The 21,187-nt window shown below is 71.1% G+C and carries 17 protein-coding genes; 11 read left to right on the forward strand and 6 right to left on the reverse strand.

The annotated features are described in order from the left end of the window. The first annotated feature begins 450 nt into the window (after window positions 1-450). The 5 genes from ACIRQH_RS29640 (at window position 451) to ACIRQH_RS29660 (ending at window position 5,712) form a co-directional block, all read left to right on the forward strand. Complete coding sequence (locus tag ACIRQH_RS29640; protein WP_404227706.1) at window positions 451-1,572, forward strand: TraR/DksA family transcriptional regulator; 1,122 nt, start codon at window positions 451-453, stop codon at window positions 1,570-1,572. 183 nt (window positions 1,573-1,755) lie between these two features. Continuing rightward, complete coding sequence (gene lspA, locus ACIRQH_RS29645; protein ID WP_358820433.1) at window positions 1,756-2,430, forward strand: signal peptidase II; 675 nt, start codon at window positions 1,756-1,758, stop codon at window positions 2,428-2,430. Between the two features lie 165 nt (window positions 2,431-2,595). Beyond that, window positions 2,596-3,540 carry an RluA family pseudouridine synthase gene (locus tag ACIRQH_RS29650; RefSeq protein WP_358820432.1) on the forward strand — a complete coding sequence of 315 codons (945 nt, stop codon included), beginning with the start codon at window positions 2,596-2,598 and terminating at the stop codon, window positions 3,538-3,540. Beyond that, window positions 3,537-4,046, forward strand: coding sequence for a GNAT family N-acetyltransferase (locus ACIRQH_RS29655; RefSeq protein WP_358820431.1), 510 nt, complete (start codon window positions 3,537-3,539; stop codon window positions 4,044-4,046). Before ACIRQH_RS29650 ends, ACIRQH_RS29655 begins: the two co-directional genes overlap by 4 nt. Before the next feature lie 79 nt (window positions 4,047-4,125). Continuing rightward, window positions 4,126-5,712 carry a Na+/H+ antiporter gene (locus ACIRQH_RS29660; RefSeq protein ID WP_404227711.1) on the forward strand — a complete coding sequence of 529 codons (1,587 nt, stop codon included), beginning with the start codon at window positions 4,126-4,128 and terminating at the stop codon, window positions 5,710-5,712. 108 nt (window positions 5,713-5,820) lie between these two features. On the opposite strand, the gene ACIRQH_RS29665 is transcribed toward ACIRQH_RS29660, so the two are convergent. Beyond that, window positions 5,821-6,966 carry a mechanosensitive ion channel family protein gene (locus ACIRQH_RS29665; protein WP_404227713.1) on the reverse strand — a complete coding sequence of 382 codons (1,146 nt, stop codon included), beginning with the start codon at window positions 6,964-6,966 and terminating at the stop codon, window positions 5,821-5,823. A gap of 194 nt (window positions 6,967-7,160) precedes the next feature. On the opposite strand from ACIRQH_RS29665, the gene ACIRQH_RS29670 reads away from it, so the two are divergent. Beyond that, window positions 7,161-7,730 carry a dienelactone hydrolase family protein gene (locus tag ACIRQH_RS29670; RefSeq protein ID WP_358820428.1) on the forward strand — a complete coding sequence of 190 codons (570 nt, stop codon included), beginning with the start codon at window positions 7,161-7,163 and terminating at the stop codon, window positions 7,728-7,730. 39 nt (window positions 7,731-7,769) lie between these two features. Here ACIRQH_RS29670 and ACIRQH_RS29675 read toward each other — a convergent pair whose 3' ends face one another. From ACIRQH_RS29675 to ACIRQH_RS29690, 4 genes are all read right to left on the reverse strand, one after another. Beyond that, a complete protein-coding gene (locus ACIRQH_RS29675; protein ID WP_358820427.1) occupies window positions 7,770-9,440 on the reverse strand; it encodes an alkaline phosphatase D family protein in 1,671 nt (556 codons plus the stop codon). A 115-nt stretch (window positions 9,441-9,555) separates the two neighbouring features. Next, window positions 9,556-10,404 (reverse strand): thioredoxin domain-containing protein, encoded by an 849-nt coding sequence (locus ACIRQH_RS29680; protein WP_358820426.1) that lies wholly within the window; start codon window positions 10,402-10,404, stop codon window positions 9,556-9,558. A gap of 134 nt (window positions 10,405-10,538) precedes the next feature. Next, entirely contained in the window at window positions 10,539-11,225 is a 687-nt protein-coding gene (locus ACIRQH_RS29685) for a hypothetical protein (protein WP_404227716.1), read from the reverse strand. A gap of 95 nt (window positions 11,226-11,320) precedes the next feature. Beyond that, window positions 11,321-12,649: a DUF2252 domain-containing protein gene (locus ACIRQH_RS29690; RefSeq protein WP_358820424.1), complete on the reverse strand. Its 1,329-nt coding sequence runs from the start codon at window positions 12,647-12,649 to the stop codon at window positions 11,321-11,323. Window positions 12,650-12,917: 268 nt separating this feature from the next. On the opposite strand from ACIRQH_RS29690, the gene dnaE reads away from it, so the two are divergent. After that, entirely contained in the window at window positions 12,918-16,457 is a 3,540-nt protein-coding gene (dnaE, locus tag ACIRQH_RS29695) for a DNA polymerase III subunit alpha (protein ID WP_358820423.1), read from the forward strand. Window positions 16,458-16,605: 148 nt separating this feature from the next. Here the strand turns inward: dnaE and ACIRQH_RS29700 are convergent, their stop codons facing one another. Beyond that, complete coding sequence (locus tag ACIRQH_RS29700; RefSeq protein WP_358820422.1) at window positions 16,606-16,785, reverse strand: hypothetical protein; 180 nt, start codon at window positions 16,783-16,785, stop codon at window positions 16,606-16,608. 222 nt (window positions 16,786-17,007) lie between these two features. On the opposite strand from ACIRQH_RS29700, the gene ACIRQH_RS29705 reads away from it, so the two are divergent. The 4 genes from ACIRQH_RS29705 to ACIRQH_RS29720 all read left to right on the forward strand — a co-directional run bounded on the left by ACIRQH_RS29705 (window position 17,008) and on the right by ACIRQH_RS29720 (window position 20,986). After that, the gene (locus ACIRQH_RS29705; RefSeq protein ID WP_358820421.1) at window positions 17,008-18,225 is read left to right on the forward strand and encodes an NYN domain-containing protein; all 1,218 of its coding nucleotides are present in this window, start codon (window positions 17,008-17,010) and stop codon (window positions 18,223-18,225) included. Between the two features lie 149 nt (window positions 18,226-18,374). Then, the gene (locus tag ACIRQH_RS29710) at window positions 18,375-19,349 is read left to right on the forward strand and encodes an ABC transporter ATP-binding protein (protein WP_388929994.1); all 975 of its coding nucleotides are present in this window, start codon (window positions 18,375-18,377) and stop codon (window positions 19,347-19,349) included. An 88-nt stretch (window positions 19,350-19,437) separates the two neighbouring features. Further along, complete coding sequence (locus ACIRQH_RS29715) at window positions 19,438-20,256, forward strand: ABC transporter permease (protein ID WP_358820420.1); 819 nt, start codon at window positions 19,438-19,440, stop codon at window positions 20,254-20,256. Between the two features lie 34 nt (window positions 20,257-20,290). Continuing rightward, window positions 20,291-20,986, forward strand: coding sequence for an AAA family ATPase (locus ACIRQH_RS29720; RefSeq protein ID WP_358820419.1), 696 nt, complete (start codon window positions 20,291-20,293; stop codon window positions 20,984-20,986). Window positions 20,987-21,187 lie beyond the last annotated feature (201 nt).

Here is a 21,187-nt window from a genome sequence, read left to right on the forward strand (position 1 = left end):
GCCCCCTCATTGGGGTCGCGATGCCGGGTCTACTGGCCCCTCAGGGGGTGTTCTGCCGGCGGCTCCGGGGTGATCTTCACGTCGCGCTGGCCCCCGGGCTTCCACCGTCCCCGGGTCGCTCCTGGCCGCGTACGCCGCTACTCGTCCCCATCCACGCTTCTCGCTGCGCCCAGTGTACGGCGCCCCGGGGACAGTGGCCGACCGGTTTTCCCGGGCACCGCCGTGGCCTGCGCGGTGACCCGAATGGCGCGGGGTGCCCGTCCGGATCCCGGGACAGCGGTCCCGGCGGATTACCCGGCGGGGAGCTGGGCACAACGCTTGCATGCCTGCCGCGCGGGACCCGCGGGGCGGACGATTCGAGGGCGTGCCCCGTTGCCGCGGGCCAGAAGTCGATTTATCGTCCCAGCACGACGCGCGAGCAAGATCACAAAATGTGAAGGGGCCGCGGCCATGGTGGCGAAGAAGACCGCCGTACAGCAGTCGGCGTCCGGCAGATCCACGGGTTCGGCGGCCAAGAATGTGGGTGGGAAGAAGAGCGCACAGGGGGCTTCCGCGACGAGCGAGGCGAAACCGGTGAAGACGACCTCCAGGACAGCGACCCCGGCCGCGACAGTGACCGCGAAGACGGTGACGGCCAAGACCGTGACCGCGAAGACGGCCGACAGGACTGTCGCCAAGAAGGCCACCGACAAGAAGGCCGGCGTCAAGGCGGCCGACAGGAAGAAGGCCGCCGCGAAGGCCACCACGACGAAGGCCTCGGCCCCGGAGGAGGGCGATTCCCCGGAGCAGTCCGCGAAGGCGCCGGCGAGGAAGAGCTCGGCCGCGAAGACCGCGGCCACCGGGACGGCGGCTTCCGGGCCGGGGACCCCGAAGGCGGGCACCGCGAGGAAGTCCGCCGCGAAGAAGGCCACGGCGAAGAGGACTCCCGCCAAGAAGGCGGCGACCGCGGCGAAGAAGCAGGTGTCCGGGAAGGCCGCGGCCAAGAAGACCGCGGGTACGGCGCGGAAGAGCACCAGCAGGGCCAAGAAGACGGCCGCGTCCGCGGCCGAGGGCGCGGCGGAGGCCGCGGAGACGACGGGAGCCACGACGGTGGTTGCGAAGAAGACCCCTGGCACGGCCACGGCCGCCAAGAAGTCCACCGCGGTTCCCAAGGCGCGGCTCGCCGCGACGGAGCCCGGCGAGCTCGCCGTGCGCCCCGGCGAGGACCCCTGGACCCCGGACGAGGTCGAGGAGGCCCGCGCGGAGCTCCAGTCGGAGGCGCTGCGGCTGAGCGCCGAGATCTCGACCTCCGAGGCGGCCCTCGCCGGCCTGATGCGTGACTCGGGTGACGGCGCGGGCGACGACGAGGCGGACACCGGCACCAAGAACATCACGCGCGAGCACGAGATGGCCCTGAACTCCAACGCGCGCGAGATGCTGGAGCAGACCGAGCGCGCCCTGCACCGCCTCGACGCGGGAACGTACGGACTCTGCGAGAACTGCGGCGACGCCATCGGCAAGGCCCGGATGCAGGCCTTCCCGCGTGCCACGCTGTGCGTCGAGTGCAAGCAGAAGCAGGAACGCCGGCACTGAACGGCGGACCGGGCCTCCCGCGCACCGAGCCGTCGTCCCCGTGACGCCCGGGGCGCACCGCCGTCCGCGCCGCGCGGGAGGCCTCCGCGCGCGCGGCGCGGAGGCCTCCTGAGCACGGAGGCCCGCAGGGGTGTGCCGTACCCTCGTCCTCAGTCAGGAACCTAGGTCGAGGGACTCACTCACGTGGCAGAGGCGGAGCGCATCATCGGTACGCCGGGCATCCCAGGGGCGGCGTCTGCCGAGCCGGAGCAGTCCGACGGGAACGCGGCGTCGGGGGACCGGTCCGGCGGCGCCGGGCAGGCCCCGGCCGAGCGGCCCTCCGGGGACTCCGCCCCGGCGTCCGCGGCGGACGGGACGGTCGAGCGGCCCCGGGGCCGGCGCAAGATCGCCGTGCTCTTCACGGTGGCCGTTCTGGCCTACGCCCTCGACCTGATCAGCAAGATGATCGTCGTGGCGAAGCTGGAGCACCACGACTCGATCGAGATCATCGGGGACTGGCTCAAGTTCGAGGCGATCCGCAACGCGGGCGCGGCCTTCGGCTTCGGCGAGGCGTTCACGATCATCTTCACGGTGATCGCCGCCGCGGTGATCGTCGTCATCGCCCGGCTCGCCCGCAAGCTCTACAGCGTGCCGTGGGCCATCGCCCTCGGTCTGCTGCTCGGCGGCGCGCTCGGCAACCTGACCGACCGGATCTTCCGTTCCCCGGGCGTCTTCGAGGGCGCGGTCGTGGACTTCATCGCCCCCAAGCACTTCGCCGTCTTCAACCTCGCCGACTCGGCGATCGTCTGCGGCGGCATCCTGATCGTGCTGCTGTCCTTCCGGGGCCTCGACCCGGACGGAACGGTCCACAAGGACTGACGTACGCCCCGAGGACGGGCCGGGGGAGCACCCCGGCTCCGCTTCGTCACAGGCGGCGCGGACGGCGCGCGTACCGCCCGCGGAGCCGCTTCCACGGGGGCCCCGGGGGTACGGGTGTTCGGGCCGTGGTCCGGGGGTGTCCGAGGCGTCCGGCATACTCGACGGGTGAGCACCGTTCCCGAGATCCGCACCCTGCCCGTGCCCGACGGCCTGGAGGGCGAGCGTGTCGACGCCGCCATCTCCCGCATGTTCGGCTTCTCCCGTACGAAGGCCGCGGAGCTTGCCGCGGCGGGGAAGGTCTCGGTCGACGGCTCGGTGGTCGGCAAGTCCGAGCGGGTGCACGGCGGCGCCTGGCTGGAGGTCGAGATGCCGCAGGCCCCCGCGCCCGTGCAGATCGTCGCCGAGCCCGTCGAGGGCATGGAGATCGTCCACGACGACGACGACGTGGTCGTGATCGTCAAGCCCGTCGGCGTGGCCGCCCACCCCAGCCCCGGCTGGTCCGGCCCGACCGTCATCGGCGGCCTCGCCGCCGCCGGGTACCGGATCTCCACCTCCGGCGCCGCCGAGCGCCAGGGCATCGTGCACCGCCTCGACGTGGGCACCTCGGGCCTCATGGTCGTCGCCAAGTCGGAGTACGCGTACACGTCGCTGAAGCGCCAGTTCAAGGAGCGCACGGTCGACAAGCGCTACCACGCGCTCGTGCAGGGCCACCCCGACCCGACCAGCGGCACCATCGACGCGCCCATCGGACGCCACCCGAACCACGACTACAAGTGGGCGGTCACCGCCGAGGGCAAGGCCTCCGTCACGCACTACGACCTGATCGAGGCATTCCGCGCCGCCTCCCTGCTCGACATCAAGCTGGAGACCGGGCGCACCCACCAGATCCGCGTCCACATGTCGGCCCACCGCCACCCCTGCGTCGGCGACCTGACCTACGGCGCGGACCCCACCCTCTCCAAGCGCCTCGGCCTCGCCCGGCAGTGGCTGCACGCGAAGCGTCTCGGCTTCGAGCACCCCGGTGACGGGCAGTGGGTCGAGTTCGAGAGCGGCTACCCCGAGGACCTCCAGCAGGCCCTCGACAAGGTCCGTGAGGAGAGCTACGCGTGACGGGCCCGGACGGGTCGGGGGCAGGTTCCCCCGCGGCACGGGACGCCTCGTACGTGGTGCGGGTCGCCGAGGAGGCGACCGACCGCGAGGCCTGCTTCCGGGTGCGCAAGGACGTCTTCGTCGGTGAGCAGGGCGTCCCGGAGGACATCGAGTACGACGCGTACGACGCCGGTGCGCTGCACGTGCTGGCGGTCCGCGAGGACGGCGTACCGCTCGGCACCGGGCGGCTCCTGCACGGCGAGGCGGCCTCGGCGAAGACCGGTGGGGACCCGGCCGTGGGCTCCCTCGGGCGGCTCGCCGTGACACGCGAGGCACGCGGGCTCGGCGTCGGCGCCGCGCTCGTCGGCGCCATCGAGCGGGCCGCACACGCGCGTGGCCTGGCCGCCGTGGACCTGCACGCGCAGACCCACGCCCTCGGCTTCTACGAACGGCTCGGATACGCGGCCTACGGCCCGGAGTTCCCCGACGCCGGAATCCCGCACCGCGCGATGCGCAAGGCCCTGTGAGCGGGGTTTGTCCTAGCGGCATGGCACGCTTGAGGTCCGGATCGACCTTGATCGCCTAGACCTCGCCGGAGCGCTGACCGTGGATCAGTTGGCCCTGCTGTTCGTGCTGTTGCTCGGGGCCGTGATCAGCGTCCCGGTGGGAGAACGGCTCGGGCTGCCCTCGCCGGTGCTGATGACCCTGCTCGGTATCGCCCTGGCCCTGCCCAAGTTCGTCCCGAACGTGGACATCCCGCCGGACCTGATCCTGCCCGCGCTGCTGCCTCCGTTGCTGTACGCGGCGGTGCGGCGCACCTCCTGGAGACAGTTCGCCGCCAACCTGCGGCCGATCTTCCTGCTCGCCGTGGCGCTGGTGTTCGTCACCACGCTCGTCGTGGCGGCCGTCGCCAGCTCCATCGTGCCCGGCCTGCCGATCGCCGCCGCCATCGCGCTCGGCGCGCTCGTGGCACCCCCCGACCCGGTCGCCGCGACCGCCGTGGCGGGCCAGCTCGGCCTGCCGCGCCGGCTGGTGTCGATCCTGGAGGGGGAGGGCCTCTTCAACGACGTGACGGCCATCGTGCTCTACCACGTCGCCATCGCCGCCGCGGTCAGCGGGTCCTTCTCGCCCTGGCGGGCAGGGCTCGACCTCGTGCTGTCCGCCGTCGTGGCCGTCGCCGTCGGCTTCGCGCTGGGCTGGGCGACGAACAAACTGATGACCCTGCTCGACGACACCACCCTGCAGATCGGCCTGACCCTGCTGGTGCCGTTCGCCTCGTACGTGCTGGCCGAGGAGCTGCACGGCTCCGGGGTGCTCGCCGTGCTCACCACCGCCCTGTTCCTTTCCGAGTACGCCACCGACGCCGACGACGTCATGACCCGGCTCGCCGGGTCCACGGTCTGGGACGTGGTCGACACGCTCGTCACCGGCGTCGCCTTCGGCCTCATCGGGCTCGAACTGCACAACGCGCTCCGTACGGCGGCCGGGCGGTGGGGCGAGATGCTCGGCTGGGCCGGCGCGATCGTGGCCGTGGTCGTGCTCGTACGCCTGGCCTGGCTGCTGCCCGCGACCTGGCTGACCAAGCGGCTGCACGCCAAGCGGGACTACGACGAGGAGATCCCCACGTCCTGGCGGGAGACCGTGGTGATGTGGTGGGCCGGAATGCGGGGAGTGGCGTCCGTCGCCCTCGCCCTCGCCATCCCGCTGGAGATGGACGACGGATCGCCGTTCCCCGACCGGGACGAGATCGTCTTCATCGCCTTCGGGGTGATCATGGCCACGCTGGTGATCCAGGGGCTCACCCTGCCGTGGCTGGTGAGGAAGCTCGGGGTGCGGGCCGACGAGGACGTCGAGAAGGCCTTCGAGAAGGAGCTGGCGCTGCGGGCCGCGAAGGCCGCGAAGAAGCGGCTGCGGGAGATCGAGGACGCCGAGGAACTCCCCGAGGAGGTCTCCGAGCAGCTACTGCGCCGGGCCTTCGAGATCGGGGTGCGGATCAGCCCCGACATGGGGGACGAGGAGCGGCGCGAGGGGCACGAGAAGCGGGTCCGCAGGATCAAGCGGATGCGGCGCATCCAGGCGGAGATGATGAGCGCGGCCCGGCACGAGGTGCTGTCCGCGCGCAGCGAGCCCGGGGCCGATCCGGAGATCGTGGACCGGGTCCTGCGGCATCTCGACGTACGCAGCCTGCGCTGACCGGCCGACCGCGCCGTCCCTGCCGGACGACCGCCCACAGGTCCGGCCGGCCCGCGCGCGGGGAACGCGGGTGGCCTGAACCGGCGGCACGTCGGGAGGGGGCGAAGGTCACGTACGGCCGGGCCCCTTCCGGATCGGTTCGTGGAAGTAGCGGCTGCTGACGTGCGTACCCGCCGGCACGCCGTCGCTGTGCTCGTGAGGCGCGGCCCCCGTCCGTCCCGGCGCCGGCGTCGCCGCGGCGGTGTTGACGCGGGGGAGCGCGTAGGGATGCTGATCGCTCAGCCAGCGCATCATCTGCTCGCGGACGGTGACCCGTACCGTCCAGATGTCGTCCGCGTCCTTCGCGGTGACCAGGGCGCGGACCTGCATGGTGTTGGGCGTCGTGTCGGTGACGGCGAGGCCGTAGTCGCGGCCGTCCCAGGCCGGGCACTCGCGCAGGATGTCGCGCAGCTTCCCGCGCATCGCCTCCACCGGGGCGGAGTGGTCGAGGTGCAGGAAGACGATCCCGGTCATCTGCGGAGTGCCGCGGGACCAGTTCTCGAACGGCTTGGACGTGAAGTACGACACCGGCATGGTGATCCGGCGCTCGTCCCAGGTCCGCACCGTGAGGAAGGTCAGGGTGATCTCCTCGACCGTGCCCCACTCGCCGTCGACGACCACGGTGTCACCGAGCCGCACCATGTCGCCGAAGGCGATCTGCAGTCCGGCGAAGAGGTTCGACAGTGTGGACTGGGCGGCGACACCGGCGACGATGCCCAGGATGCCGGCCGAGGCCAGCAGGGAGGCGCCGGCCGCCCGCATCGCCGGGAACGTCAGCAGCATCGCGGAGACGGCGACCACTCCGACGACGGCGCTGACCACGCGCTGGATCAGCGCGACCTGGGTGCGGACCCGGCGTACCCGCGCCGGATCGCGGTGCGCGTTCGCGTAGCGCGAGTACGAGGTGTCGACGATCGCCGTCGCGATGCTCACCACCAGCCAGGCGGCGGCGCCGATGAGGATCAGGGTCAGGGTCCTGCCGATGCCGATCCGGTGCTCCATCAGCAGCTTCGCCTCGTCGAAGGAGCCTCTGAGCAGTGCCGCGAACAGGACCAGTTGGAAGGGGATGCGGCCACGGCGGAGCAGACCCCACAGGGAGGTCTCGCTGTGCCGGTCGTCCACCCGACGCAACAGGAGGTCCACGGACCACCCGATGAGCAGTGCGAGCACGACCGAGCCGCCGACGACGATCACCGGGCGCAGTACGTTCTCCATGCCAAGGAACGTAACCGGCCCGCGGCGGTCATGAACATGTGATCTCCGGACGAAACGGGGTACGCCGCGAGGCCGGCAGCGCGAAGGCCGCCCGACCGGCGGGGCCACGACCTCGGTGTGACACGAGACACGGCCTCCGTCCGGGCTACGGCCTCCGTCCGGGGCTGTCGGTCCCGGCTGGCACCATGGAACCCATGGACATCATGCTTTTCCACTCGACGTACGGTCTGCGCCCCGCTGTGCGCGCGGCGGCGGACCGGCTGCGGGCCGCGGGACACGAGGTGTGGACGCCCGACCTCTTCGAGGGGCGCACCTTCGACACCGTGGAGGAGGGCATGGCCTTCAACGAGGAGATCGGCAAGGTCGAGCTGCTCAAGCGCGCGGTGCTGGCCGCCGCGCCCTACTCCGACCGTGGCCTGGTCTACGCGGGCTTCTCCCTCGGCGCCTCCGTCGCGCAGACCCTGGCCCTCGGGGACGAGAAGGCCCGCGGGCTGCTCCTGCTGCACGGCACGTCGGACATCGCGGAGACCGCGTCCGTGGACGACCTGCCCGTCCAGCTCCATGTCGCGGAGCCCGACCAGTTCGAGACCGACGACTGGCTGAGCGCCTGGTACCTCCAGATGCAGAGAGCCGGCGCCGACGTGGAGATCTACCGTTACGCGGGCGCCGGCCACCTCTACACCGACCCCGACCTCCCCGACTACGACGCCGAGGCGGCCGAGGCCACCTGGAAGGTGGCGCTCGGCTTCGTCGACAGTCTGTAGCTACGGCTGTGGCCGGAGGCAGGGGCCCGCGACCCGGTGCTACACCGGGTCGTAGGTGCGCTCCATGGTCTGGGTGCCGCTGCGGGTGCGGTACGAACGGGCCCAGGACGAGGTCGCGTTCGGGTTCGTGCGGTCGGAGAGGACGTAGAAGTCCATCTGTGCGCGGGCGGGCGTGACGTCCAGGACGCCGTAGCCGTGGCGGTCGGTGTCGATCCAGTGGACGTGGCGGTTGGCCGCGCGGATGACCGGCGAGGCGAGGGCGGAGACGGTGCCCTCGGGGACCTTGACGATGTCGTCGAGGTTGTCGGAGGTCATCGAGGTGACCACGAACTCGGTAGCGGCGGAGGCCGACAGCGGGTACGTACCTGCGTCCACCGGCACGTCGTTGGCCCAGGCCATGTGGATGTCGCCGGTCAGGAACACCGTGTTGCGGATCGCGTTGGAGCGCAGGTGGGCGAGCAGTTCGCGGCGGTCGTCGGTGTAGCCGTCCCACTGGTCGGTGTTGAGGGCGATGCCCTCCTGCGGCAGGCCGAGCAGCTTGGCGAGCGGCTTGAGCAGGTCGGCGGAGAGCGCCCCCACCGCGAACGGCGAGATCATGACCGAGTTGCCGACCAGCCGCCAGGTGGTGTCCGAGGCCTTGAGCCCGGTCTTCAGCCAGTCGAGCTGCGCGCGGCCGGTGATCGTACGGTCCGGGTCGTCGACCGAGCCGCTCGCCGTGGACGCCTGCTGCGACCGGAAGGAGCGCAGGTCGAGCAGCGAGAGGTCCGCGAGCTTGCCGAAGCGCAGCCGGCGGTAGGTGGTGCCGGCGATCGCCGGGCGGACCGGCATCCACTCGAAGTACGCCTGCTTGGCGGCGGACTGACGGGCCGACCAGGTGCCCTCGGCGCCCTCGGTGTGGTTGACGGCACCGCCCGACCAGGAGTTGTCGGCGAACTCGTGGTCGTCCCAGATCGCGACGACGGGCGCCTTGTGGTGCAGGGCCTGCAGGTCCGGGTCGGTCTTGTAACGGCCGTGCCGGGTGCGGTAGTCGGCGAGGGTGATGATCTCGTTGGCCGGGGCGTGCGGCCGGACGACCGTGCCCCGGGTGCCGTACTCGCCGGACTTGTACTCGTAGACGTAGTCGCCCAGATGCAGCCAGGCGTCGAGGTCGCTCCGGGCCGCGAGGTGGCGGTACGCCGAGAAGTAGCCCGCCTCCCAGTTGGCGCAGGAGACCACGCCGAAGCGCAGACCGGGGACCGCAGCGTCCGCCGCCGGCGCGGTGCGGGTACGCGCCGCCGGGGAGTCGGTGCCGCCGGCGGAGAACCGGAACCAGTAGTCGGTGGCGGGCCGCAGGCCGCGGATGTCCGCCTTGACGGTGTGGTCGGCGGCGGCCGTCGCGACGGTGGAGCCCTCGGCGACGACCGTGGTGAACGCCTTGTCCGTCGCGACGGTCCAGCTCACCTCGGTGTCCGCGCCGAGTCCCGAGCCCGGTACGGCACTGGACTCGGGGGTCACCCGGGTCCACAGCAGGATGCCGTCGGGCAGCGGGTCGCCGGAGGCGACGCCGTGCAGGAAGGAGGGGGTCTCCGTCGCGGCGCGGGCGGGCAGCGCGGCGGCGAGGGGGCCGGCGAGGACGGCGGTGGCGGCCGCGGCCTTGACGACCGAACGGCGGCTGGGAGCGCGGGAGTCGAGGACGCCCGCGGAGTCGGATGATCTCTGTCGACTGGTCACGGACGATCAGGTTACCGACCGGTACAGGCGAAGGGCGGGCGAACTTGTGAAAGTTCGCCCGCCCTTCGCCTTCCGGCCGCTCAGGTCACACGGACCACCGGGTCACCTGCGCCGGTCAGGCCTTGACCGCGGCGTCGATCGCCTTGGTGTAGTCCTCGACGGTCATCGGGGCGTTGGTGCCGTCCGAGCCGGTGAGCTTCTTGCCGTCCATCACCAGGCTCGGCGTGCCGTTGACGTCGTCCTTGTTCGTGTTGAACGTCTCGGACATGGCCAGGGCCCAGGCGTCGTACTTGCCGTCCTTGACGGCGCTCTGGAACGCGGTGTTGTTCTTCAGCGCGGCGACCGTGTTCGCGACCTTGATCAGGTAGTCGTCGCTCTTGAACTTGTCGTCCGTCTCGTCGGGGTGGTACTTCGACGAGTAGAGCGCGGTCTTGTACTCCAGGAAGGCCTCGGGGCTCACGTTCAGCGCGGCGCCCAGGGCGCTCATGGCGTTCTTGGAGCCCTCGCCGCGGGAACCGATCTGGATCTTGCCCTTGTCGTCGGAGTCGCCGTCGAGGAACGTGCCGCCGATGTACTGGATCTTGAACTTCCCGGCGTCGAGGTCCTTCTTGACGGTCGGGCCGACGGTCTGCTCGAAGGAGGCGCAGATCGGGCAGCGCGGGTCCTCGTACAGCTTCAGGGTCTTCTTCGCGGTGCTCTTGCCGAGGACGACGGTGGTGCCGCCCGTGCCCGTGGTGTTGGCCGGGGCGACCACCTTGTCGCTCGCGACGGCCTCCCACTGGGACGGCTTGTTGTTCTGCACGACCGCGTAGCCGATGCCGCCGGCTATCGCGAGGACCGCGACGAGGGAGCCGGCCACGATCGCCTGGCGCTTGACCTTGTCGCGCTTGGCCTGGCGCTCGCGTTCGATACGCAGGCGCTCGCGGGCCGCCGTCTTCTCCGGCTGGCTGTTCCGCTTGCTCATAGTGGTGATCTCCAGGTGGGACGCGCACATGTCGTACGCGGAGTACGTGAGGGGGACTGCCGGCGCTCGGGGAGCCGTGGCGCGGGGAGATTGCGCGGAGCGCCGCTCGGGAGGCGTTCCTCGGGAGCGGTCGCTCAGGCGAGAGCGGCGGCGGTGGGCGGTCCGCGTCGTCCCACGGAGTGCACGAACCGGCGGGTACGGGCGGCGGTCGTCCGGCGCGGGGCACGCGGCAGCGGACGGGCCGGGGCGAGCCGTACGGTCACGGCGGCGACCGCGATCAGCAGGGGGCGGAACGTCGAGGCGGCCACCGCGCGCAGCAGCTGGTCCAGGGCACGCTCGCCACGCCGCAGCCAGGCGGCCGCGAGCAGGCCGACGGCGAGGTGGGCGCCGAGCAGCAGCCAGGCGGCGCCCGGGTCGGCGTGCGCGATCAGGGCGTCGGCACGGTCGGGCACGCCCCCGGTCACCCGGGACAGGGGCGTGCCCACGCTGCCGCCGCCGCACAGGACGTCCAGACCCACGGAGCGCAGGGGGCCGGCGACGGGGCCGCCCGCCCTGCCGTAGCAGACGTGCTGGCCCGTGGTGAACACGGTGTCGGCGGCCAGCTCCAGCGGGATCAGCAGGGCCGCGATCCGGCCGAAGCCGCGCTCACGGCCCGCCAGCGCGAAGGCGACGGCGAAGACGGCGGCGGTGATCGCGGCCACGGTCGTCAGCGGCAGCGGAACCCGGGACAGCAGCACGTGCGACGCGGCGGACAGCGTCACGACGACAGCCGTGAACACCGCCGCGCGCACGGCTCTGAGCTGGATCCCGGATATGTCCATAGCGGAGGAGAGTCTCCCACGCGCTGCCGTAAGAGCCCCCTAAAGGGTGCCTGTGCGTTACGGGAGCGTTGTGGTGCGCAGACCCGGCCGCCGGGCTACAGGCCCGGGATCCGTCCGTTGCGGAACAGGTCCACGAAGATCTGGTGGTCGGTGCGCGCCCGGGAGCCGTAGCTGTGGGCGAAGTCGACCAGGAGACCGGCGAAGCCGTCCTCGTCGCCGGCGATCGCCGCGTCGATGGCCCGCTCCGTGGAGAACGGCACCAGCTCCGAGTGGCCGCTGTCGTCGTCCGCCGCCGCGTGCATCGCCGCGGTGGCCCTGCCGAGGTCCGCGACGACCGAGGCGATCTCCTCGGGGTCGTCGAGGTCGCTCCAGTCGAGGTCCACCGCGTACGGCGAGACCTCGGCGACGAGCTGGCCCGCGCCGTCCAGCTCGGTCCAGCCGAGCCACGGGTCCGCGTGCGCCTGGAGGGCGCGCTGCGAGATCACCGTGCGGTGGCCCTCGTGCTGGAAGTAGCCGCGGACCGCGGGATCCGTGATGTGCCGGGAGACGGCCGGGGTCTGGGCCTGCTTGATGTAGATCACCACGTCGTTCTCCAGGGCGTCGCTGTTGCCCTCCAGGAGGATGTTGTACGACGGGAGACCGGCCGAGCCGATGCCGATGCCGCGGCGGCCCACGACGTCCTTCACGCGGTACGAGTCGGGGCGGGTCAGCGAGGACTCCGGGAGGGTCTCCAGGTAGCCGTCGAAGGCGGCGAGGACCTTGTAGCGCGTGGCCGCGTCCAGCTCGATGGAGCCGCCGCCCGGCGCGAAGCGGCGCTCGAAGTCACGGATCTCGGTCATCGAGTCGAGCAGCCCGAAGCGGGTGAGCGAGCGGGCCACGCGCAGCGCGCCCAGCAGCGGGCCGTCGGCGGTGTCCAGTGTGAAGGGGGGCACCTCGTCGTTCTTGGCGCCCGTCGAGAGGGCGTGGATGCGCTCGCGGTAGGCCTGTGCGTAGATCCGGACCAGCTCGGTGATCTGGTCGTCGCTGAGCGCCTTCGCGTAGCCGATCAGGGCCACGGAGGCGGCGAAGCGCTTGAGGTCCCACGTGAAGGGGCCGACGTAGGCCTCGTCGAAGTCGTTCACGTTGAAGATCAGGCGGCCCTGGGCGTCCATGTAGGTGCCGAAGTTCTCCGCGTGCAGGTCGCCGTGGATCCACACGCGCGAGGTGCGCTCGTCCAGGTACGGGCCGCCCCGCTTGTCCTGTTCGAGGTCGTGGTAGAAGAGGCCGGCCGTGCCGCGGTAGAACGCGAAGGCGGAGGCCGCCATCTTGCGGAACTTCACGCGGAACGCGGCCGGGTCGGCGGCCAGGAGCTCGCCGAAGGCGGTGTCGAATACGGCGAGGATCTGCTCGCCGCGTTGCTCGTCGCTGAGCTGCGGAACCGACATCGCTGGGTGCCTCCTGGTGCAGGTGGTGCGGGACATGAGGGAGCGGACGCGCCGCACCCGGGACAAGGGTGTCCGTCCACTTCCAACGGACGAAGATACGCCGGAGTGCCCGGCCTCCGGCGGCGAACGCACACCCCGGATCCCGGGACCCCGGATGAAGGTACGGGTGATGCTCCGCGGAGTGTCAGTCGGGCGTCATAGACTTCGACGCTGTCCCCCCAGACTGTCCGCAGCCTGTCGCCGATCGTTCGCCTTGGAGGCCGCAACCGTGTCGAAGCCGCCGTTCACGCACCTGCACGTCCACACCCAGTACTCGCTGCTGGACGGTGCCGCGCGGCTCAAGGACATGTTCGACGCGTGCAACGACATGGGTATGACCCATATCGCGATGAGCGACCACGGCAACCTGCACGGGGCGTACGACTTCTTCCACACCGCCAAGAAGGCGGGCGTCACGCCGATCATCGGCATCGAGGCGTACGTCGCGCCCGAGTCCCGGCGCAACAAGCGCAAGATCCAGTGGGGCCAGCCGCACCAGAAGCGCGACGACGTGTCCGGTTCGGGCGGTTACACGCACAAGACGATCTGGGCGGCGAACCGGACGGGCCTGCACAACCTCTTCAAGCTCTCCTCGGACGCGTACGCCGAGGGCTGGCTCCAGAAGTGGCCCCGGATGGACAAGGAGACGATCTCCCAGTGGTCCGAGGGGCTCATCGCCTCCACCGGCTGCCCCTCCGGCGAGCTGCAGACCCGGCTGCGCCTCGGCCAGTTCGACGAAGCCCTGAAGGCGGCCGCCGAGTACCAGGACATCTTCGGCAAGGACCGCTATTTCCTGGAGCTGATGGACCACGGCATCGAGATCGAGCGCCGGGTCCGTGACGGGCTCCTGGAGATCGGCAGGAAGCTCGGCATCCCGCCCCTGGTGACGAACGACTCGCACTACACGTACGCGCACGAGGCCACCGCCCACGACGCCCTGCTGTGCATCCAGACCGGCAAGAACCTCTCCGACCCTGACCGCTTCCGCTTCGACGGCACCGGCTACTACCTGAAGTCGACGGACGAGATGTACGCGGTCGACTCCTCGGAGGCCTGGCAGCAGGGCTGCGCCAACACCCTCCTGGTCGCGGAGCAGATCGACACGACCGGCATGTTCGAGGCGAAGAACCTCATGCCGAAGTTCGACATCCCCGAGGGCTTCACCGAGATCACCTGGTTCAAGGAGGAAGTCCGGCTCGGCATGGAGCGCCGCTTCCCCGGCGGCGTCCCCGACGACCGCCAGAAGCAGGTCGAGTACGAGATGGACGTCATCATCCAGATGGGGTTCCCGGGGTACTTCCTCGTCGTCGCCGACTTCATCATGTGGGCCAAGAACCAGGGCATCGCGGTGGGCCCGGGCCGTGGCTCTGCGGCCGGTTCGATCGTCGCCTACGCCATGGGTATCACCGACCTCGACCCGATCCCGCACGGCCTGATCTTCGAGCGGTTCCTGAACCCCGAGCGCGTCTCCATGCCCGACGTCGACATCGACTTCGACGAGCGCAGGCGCGTCGAGGTGATCAGGTACGTGACCGAGAAGTACGGCGCCGACAAGGTCGCCATGATCGGCACGTACGGCAAGATCAAGGCGAAGAACGCCATCAAGGACTCCGCGCGCGTGCTGGGCTACCCGTACGCGATGGGCGACCGGCTCACCAAGGCGATGCCCGCCGACGTCCTCGGCAAGGGCATCGACCTCAACGGCATCACCGACTCCTCGCACCCCCGCTACGGCGAGGCGGGCGAGATCCGCGCGATGTACGAGAACGAGCCGGACGTCAAGAAGGTCATCGACACCGCCAAGGGCGTCGAGGGCCTGGTCCGGCAGATGGGCGTCCACGCGGCCGGCGTGATCATGTCCAGCGAGCCCATCGTCGACCACGCCCCGATCTGGGTGCGGCACTCCGACGGTGTGACCATCACGCAGTGGGACTACCCCCAGTGCGAGTCGCTGGGCCTGCTGAAGATGGACTTCCTCGGCCTGCGCAACCTCACGATCATGGACGACGCCATCAAGATGGTGAAGGCCAACAAGGGCGTCGACCTGGAGATGCTCGCCCTGCCGCTGGACGACCCGAAGACCTTCGAACTGCTCTGCCGCGGTGACACCCTCGGTGTCTTCCAGTTCGACGGCGGCCCGATGCGCTCGCTGCTCCGCCAGATGCAGCCCGACAACTTCGAGGACATCTCCGCCGTCTCGGCCCTCTACCGGCCGGGCCCCATGGGCATGAACTCGCACATCAACTACGCGGAGCGCAAGAACAACCGCCAGGAGATCACGCCGATCCACAAGGAGCTGGAGGAGCCGCTCCAGGAGGTCCTCGCGGTCACCTACGGCCTGATCGTCTACCAGGAGCAGGTCCAGAAGGCCGCCCAGATCATCGCCGGGTACTCGCTCGGCGAGGCCGACATCCTGCGCCGTGTGATGGGCAAGAAGAAGGCCGACGAGCTGGCGAAGAACTTCGTCCTCTTCCAGGCGGGCGCGCGCAAGAACAACTACAGCGACGAGGCGATCCAGGCCCTGTGGGACGTACTGGTCCCCTTCGCCGGATACGCCTTCAACAAGGCGCACTCCGCCGCGTACGGACTCGTGTCGTACTGGACCGGCTACCTGAAGGCGAACTACCCCGCCGAGTACATGGCGGCGCTGCTCACCTCGGTCAAGGACGACAAGGACAAGTCGGCCGTCTACCTCAACGAGTGCCGGCGCATGGGCATCAAGGTGCTGCCGCCCAACGTGAACGAGTCCGAGCAGAACTTCGCCGCCCAGGGCGACGACGTGATCCTCTTCGGCCTCTCCGCCGTCCGCAACGTCGGTACGAACGTGGTGGAGTCGATCATCCGCAGCCGCAAGGCCAAGGGGAAGTACGGCTCGTTCCCCGACTACCTCGACAAGGTCGAGGCCGTCGCCTGCAACAAGCGCACCACGGAATCGCTGATCAAGGCGGGCGCCTTCGACACGATGGGGCACACCCGCAAGGGCCTCACCGCGCAGTTCGAGCCGATGATCGACAACGTGGTGGCGGTCAAGCGCAAGGAGGCCGAGGGCCAGTTCGACCTCTTCGGCGGCATGGGCGACGAAGCCACCAGCGAGCCCGGCTTCGGACTCGACGTGGAGTTCACCACCGACGAGTGGGACAAGGTCTATCTGCTCGCCCAGGAGCGGGAGATGCTCGGCCTGTACGTCTCCGACCACCCGCTCTTCGGCCTGGAGCACGTCCTGTCCGACAAGGCGGACGCGGGCATCTCGCAGCTGACCGGCGGCGAGCACGGGGACGGCGCCGTCGTGACCATCGGCGGCATCATCTCGGGCCTCCAGCGCAAGATGACCAAGCAGGGCAACGCCTGGGCGATCGCCACCGTCGAGGACCTCGCGGGCTCCATCGAGTGCATGTTCTTCCCGGCGACCTACCAGCTGGTCTCGACCCAACTCGTCGAGGACGCCGTGGTCTTCGTCAAGGGACGTCTCGACAAGCGCGAGGACGTGCCGCGTCTGGTCGCGATGGAACTCCAGGTCCCCGACCTGTCCAACGCCGGCACCAACGCGCCCGTGATCCTCACCATCCCGGCGCTGAAGGTCACCCCGCCCATGGTCAGCCGGCTCGGCGAGATCCTCAGCCACCACAAGGGCGAGAGCGAGGTCCGCATCAAGCTCCAGGGACCGCGCAAGACCACGGTGCTGCGGCTCGACCGGCACCGCGTGAAGCCCGACCCGGCGCTCTTCGGCGACCTGAAGGTGCTGCTCGGCCCGTCTTGCCTGGCGGGCTGAGCGCCCACCGGCCCCGCGGGGGCCGGCCCAAGTGACCTGCGCGAGGGGCGCATCCGCACGCGGATGCGCCCCTCGAATCATGCCCGGGCTTCAGCGGCCCGGCGGGCCTTGCTACGGACCCTGGACCTCAACGGCCCACGCAGCAGCCTCAGTTGTGGCCGAAGCGCTTCTGATGCTTACGGGCAACGTCAGCGGGGCTGCCCTGAGCCTGCGACATCGGCGACTGCTGTGCTTCCGCGGACGACCGCTGCGCCTGCTCCTGCGCCCGCTCGGCCTGCGAGGAGCGGTCCTGCTGGCCGCTCTGCTTGCGATTCTTGTTCTTGGCCATGGTGATGCCTCCTGAGGGGGATCTAGGGGCCAGGGCCGCGACCAGATTCACATAGGCTGGCAAGTGGCGCATTTCCTAGAATTACCGTGCGTAATAAGCCCTGTCGGTACGTGCCCTCCCGATTCGCCACGCCGAAGATCGAGTTCCGGCCGTTAACCTCCGCACGGTCGGGCAGACTCCAAGAAAGCCCGAAGCAAACCTCCCGGAAAGAGGGTGGACCGCGTGGACCGCTGCATCGTCCTGGTGGACGCCGGGTATCTGCTCGGGGCTGCTGCCAGCCTTCTCGCCGGGGAGCCTTCACGCTCCCGGATCACCGTCGACCACGCCGCCCTCATCCAGGGCCTGCGCGAGCGCGCCGAGGCCGACACCGAGCGGCCGTTGCTGCGCATCTACTGGTTCGACGGCGCCCCCGACCGCGTACCGCAGCCGGAACACCGCAGGCTGCGCGTGATGCCCAGGGTGACCGTGCGCCTCGGCGCGCTGACCCGCAGCGACGGGCGTTGGGCGCAGAAGGGCGTGGACGCCGCGATGCACGCCGAACTGACCGAGCTGGCCCGCAACCGCGCCTGTTCCGACGTGGTCCTGGTGACCGGCGACGGGGATCTGCTGCCGGGCATGATGGCCGCCAAGGAGCACGGCGTCGCCGTGCACCTGTGGGCCGTGCAGGCCGCGGACGGTGACTACAACCAGTCCGAGGACCTGGTGGCCGAGGCGGACGAGCGCCGGGTCCTCGACCGTGTCTGGATCACCAAGGCGGTCCGCGCGAAGGACTTCGGCGGGGTCTGCGCGCCGCCCCCCGTGCCGCGTCCGGAAATCGCCGCGATCCTCTCCGCGCCGCTGCCCGAGTCGGCCCTCGCGGCGGCGGCCGAGCACTCCGCCCCGGAGCCCGAGCACCACCAGGCCGCCGAATCGCAGAACGGCGTCCAGGAGCGCGTGCCCGCCCCCAAGGGTGTACCGACCCCCAAGGACCTGGCCGCGCTGCGCGGACCGGGCACCCAGGCCGCCCAGCACCCCACGAACGCCACCCTGCGCTGGTCCTCGGACAAGGGCTGGGTCGACCGGCCCGGGGGAGTGGCCGAGCCGGCCGACGCCGCCGCGCTGCCCACCCTCGCGCAGCTCACCACCGCCGAGCAGCGCTGGGCGGACCGCGAGGAGGACATCACGACCGTCGGCGGCGATCCGTACGAGGTCGGGCAGGTCTTCGCCCGCCGCTGGATGGCACGCCTCGCCGACGCCGGTCATCTGCAGAAGCTGTCGGCGATGTACCCCCGCGTCCCGCACCGGGTCGACGGTGAACTGCTGCGCTACGCGGCCCGGTTCGGCCTGCTCGCGCACAAGGACGACCAGATCGACGAGCACGACCGGTACGCGATCCGGGCCGGCTTCTGGCGCGAGATCGACGTGCGCACGGCCACCGAACACGCACCCGCCGGGGAGTGATCCGAAGCCTCCGGAGAGGGCGTGCGAGGGCCCTCGCGGGGGCCCTGCCCCGGCCCCGGGCGCATAACGGGGCATCGGACCCCGTACTCTCGTCCTTCGTGAGTACGCGCACGGCACAGGCGGTCCGGATGGGGCACAGGGGCGATGTCGTGTGCGCCGTGCGCGGTCTGACCAAGACCTATCCGGCCGTCCGCGGCCGTCGTGGCACCCCGGCGACGCCCGAGGTCAGGGCCACCGACGACGTACGTCTGGACATCCGCCGCGGTGAGATCTTCGGGCTCCTCGGCCCGAACGGCGCCGGCAAGTCCACCCTGGTCCGCCAGCTGACCGGGCTGATGCGCCCCGACAGCGGCAGCGTCGAGATCCTCGGGCACGACATCGTGCGCCACCCCGAGCGGGCCGCACGGATCCTCGCCTATCTCGGGCAGGAGTCCACCGCCCTCGACGAGCTGACCGTCTCCCTCGCCGCCGAGACGACCGGACGGCTGCGCGGACTCGACCTGCGCACCGCCCGGGCCGAGCGCGACGCCGTCCTCGACGAACTGGGCCTGACCCCGCTCGCCACGCGCCCCCTGAAGAAGCTGTCCGGCGGGCAGCGCAGGCTGGCCTGCCTGGCCGCCGCACTCGTCGGACAGCGCCCGCTGCTGGTCCTCGACGAGCCCACCACCGGCATGGACCCGGTCGCCCGGCGCGCCGTCTGGGCCGCGGTCGACCGGCGCCGGGTGGAACAGGGCGCCACGGTCCTGCTCGTCACCCACAACGTCATCGAGGCCGAGACCGTCCTCGACCGGGTCGCCGTCATGGACGAGGGGCGGGTCATCGCCTGCGACACCCCGGCCGGGCTCAAGGAACGCGTCGCGGGCGAGGTGCGGGTGGAACTCGTCTGGCGTACGAGCGCCCCGCTCCATGTCCCCGAGGTCGCCGCGCTGCGCGACCGCGCCGTCGAGTCCGGCCGCCGCTGGACGCTGCGGCTCGCGCCGGAGGAGGCCCGCGCCGCCGTGGCCACGGTCACCGGGGGTGCCGCCTTCGCCGCCCTCGACGACTTCACCCTGGCCACGCCGAGCCTGGAGGACGTGTACCTCGCCCTCGGCGGCCACGCGACGCAGGGGCTGGTGAAGGCGTGAGTGTCCGGGGCGTGGAATCCGTAGGGGAGGAGGGCGTCGTACGTGTGCCGAACAGGACGGCTGCCGAAGTGAAGGGAAGCAGCTCGACGTGAGTGTCGTACCCGCCGGAGTTCTGCCGGGCAGTGCGCTGCCCCTGGCCGCGGACACCGGCGCCGCTGAGCTGGGGCCGCCCGCGCGGCTCTGGCCGTCGCTGGCCGCCGTGTACCGGGCGCAGCTCTCCCGGGCCCGTGTCGCGCGGATCCCGCTGCTGTTCGTGGCCACCTTCCAGTCCGTCGGCATCATGATCATGATGCGCGGAGTGGTGGACGGCGGCGCCGAGGCACGGGCAGTGGTGGCCGGGTCGACCGTCCTGGTCGTCGCGTTCGTCGCCCTCAACCTGCTCGCGCAGTACTTCGGACAGCTCCGGGCGAGCGGCGGGCTCGACCACTACGCGACGCTGCCCGTGCCTCCGGCGGCCGTGGTGCTCGGGGCCGCGGCCGCGTACGCGTCCTTCACCGTGCCCGGAACCCTGGTCACCGCCGCCTTCGGATGCGTGCTCTTCGGACTGCCGCTCGCCCATCTGTGGGTGCTCGCCGCGGTCGTCCCCCTCGCGGGTGCCGCGCTCGCCGGTCTCGGGGCGGCGTTCGGGCTGCTCGCGCCCCGGCCCGAGCTGGCCACACTGCTCGGGCAGCTGGGCATGTCGGCCGCGTTGCTGCTGGGGGTGCTGCCCGCCGACCGGATGCCGACCGCGGTCCAGTACGCCCGCGATCTGCTGCCCTCGACCTACGGCGTCGAGGCCTTCGCCCGCACCTTCGCCGCGGCGCCCGACTGGGCCGCGGTGCTCGGTGATCTGGCCGTCTGCGCCGGGGTCGCGGTCGCGTCCCTGGCCCTGGCGACCTGGGCCTACCGCCGGGCGGCCGTCCGGTGACGCGGGTGACAGCGGGGCCTGGCACGATGTCAGGGTGACCGCTCCGCTGACTCCACCTCCGCCGCCGCACGAACAGTCCCCCCAGAACCGGCAGCAACCGCACCATGCCTGGCAGGCCCCGCAGACGCACGGACCCGCGGCACACCCCGCGTACCCCGCCGCGTACGAGGCCTCCTACGGACAGGACGGACCCGGGATGAAGACCGAACTGCGGGAAGCCGCCGTGATCACGGTGGCGGTGGCGCTCGCGGGGGCGCTCCTCGGAGTCCTCTGGTGGTGGCTGGCGCCGCACGTGCCGCTGATCGCGGACGACACCGCGGTGTACCTCAAGGACACCGAGGGGGAGCAGGCCATCGGTGTCGATGGAACGTTCACTCTTCTCGCCCTGGGCTTCGGCGCGCTGAGCGCGCTGGTCGTGTTCCTGCTGCGCCGGCGCGGTGGTGTGCCGCTGGTGGTCGCGCTCGCCCTCGGAGGCCTGCTGGGCTCGGTGCTCGCCTGGCGCATCGGGGTCTGGCTCGGTCCGACGCAGAACGTGGTCGCGCACGCCAAGGCCGTCGGCAAGGGCGTCACGTTCTCCGCGCCGCTGAAGCTCGGCGCGAAGGGCGCGCTGCTCGCGTGGTCGCTGACCGCCCTGGTCGTCCATCTGGCCCTCACGGCCCTGTTCGGACCCCGGGACCCCGACCCGTACCAGCAGAGCCCCTACCAGTCGACGCCTTCCGGTCCCGTCTAGGACCTCGTGCGGGACCGGCCGGACCCTGGGCTTCCGAGGAGGACCGGTCCCGGCCGGTGGTGCCGTGGTGCGGAGCGTGGGTCAAGCCGGACGGCGGCCGTGGTTCGAGGGGCCCTTCCTGGTGCGCCACTTGCGTTTGCGCGTTCTTTTCGACATGTCCCCCGTGCTTAACCGAGGACGGGACATCCGTCGAGAGCGTGC

It is taken from the genome of Streptomyces sp. NPDC102279, assembly GCF_044766365.1.
Lineage (GTDB): Bacteria > Actinomycetota > Actinomycetes > Streptomycetales > Streptomycetaceae > Streptomyces.